This is a genomic window from Methylovulum psychrotolerans, assembly GCF_002923755.1.
Taxonomy (GTDB): Bacteria; Pseudomonadota; Gammaproteobacteria; order Methylococcales; family Methylomonadaceae; genus Methylovulum; species Methylovulum psychrotolerans.
Window position 1 is genome coordinate 1 of sequence record NZ_PGFZ01000084.1, and the last position, 911, is coordinate 911.

Genomic DNA, 911 nt, shown 5'->3' on the forward strand with positions numbered 1-911 from the left:
GATCCACGGTGACACCGCGCCCCGCCAAAATTTCTTCCAGGTCGCGGTAGGAAGCGCCATACCGGACATAGAAGAAAACCGCATGGAGGATAACATCTTTCGGATAGTGGGCGCCTTTAAAGCTGATCTTCATAGTCTGGCAACGAAAATTGGCGGATTATCCCCCAAAATTGGAAAGTTTGCGACATAACTGGGCTAAGCCACCATAAAATCCGCCGCAGTCATCGCCAGCCCTTTGCCGATAATGGCGATTTGCACCGCCGCCGCCGCGCCGCTGCCGTCACTGTCGTAAGACAGGCCGCCGGACGTGGTGTTGTAGAGGATATGGTCGTTGCCGTCCACCACGCCGCCGTTGCCGAGGATTTTGAACTGGTCGGCGGTCAGTACACCAACGCTTAAGGTGGTGAAGACAGTGTGCGCCAGTTGGACAGTGTCATCGGCGACGTTAAAGTCGGTGACGGTGCCCATGTTGGCTAGGCTTGGGGCTGTACTGAAAACGAAGCTGTCTTGGCCTAAGCCCCCTGTCAGGACATCGTTGCCCAAGCCGCCGTTTAGCACGTCGTTACCCGCCCCGCCTAATAAATGATTGCTGGCGGCGTTGCCGATGAGGATGTCATTGTAGGCGCTGCCGTTAAGGCCTTCGATGTTGCTTAAGGTATCGATGCCCGCGCCGCCGGTGTTTTGCGCCGTGGTCAGGTTCAGGTTGACGGTCACGCCTGCGGTGGCGGTGTAGTAGTGGGCGATGTCAAAGCCGTTGCCGCCGTTAAGGCTGTCGTTACCCGTGCCGCCCATCAGGCTGTCATTGCCGTCATTACCGGCCAGGGTATCGTTGCCCGCCCCGCCAAACAGGCTGTTGTTGGTGGCGTTGCCGATGAGGATGTCATTGTAGGCGCTGCCGTTAAGGCCTTCGA

1 protein-coding gene and 1 pseudogene are annotated in these 911 nt (G+C 57.7%); both read right to left on the reverse strand.

Going from position 1 to position 911, the window contains the following annotated elements:
• Positions 1-133 (reverse strand): annotated as a pseudogene (locus AADEFJLK_RS23710) (IS6-like element ISPmar1 family transposase); the annotation flags it as partial.
• Between the two features lie 62 nt (positions 134-195).
• Positions 196-911 (reverse strand): calcium-binding protein (locus AADEFJLK_RS23715; RefSeq protein ID WP_146054753.1); only part of this gene is annotated, 716 nt, incomplete at its 5' end.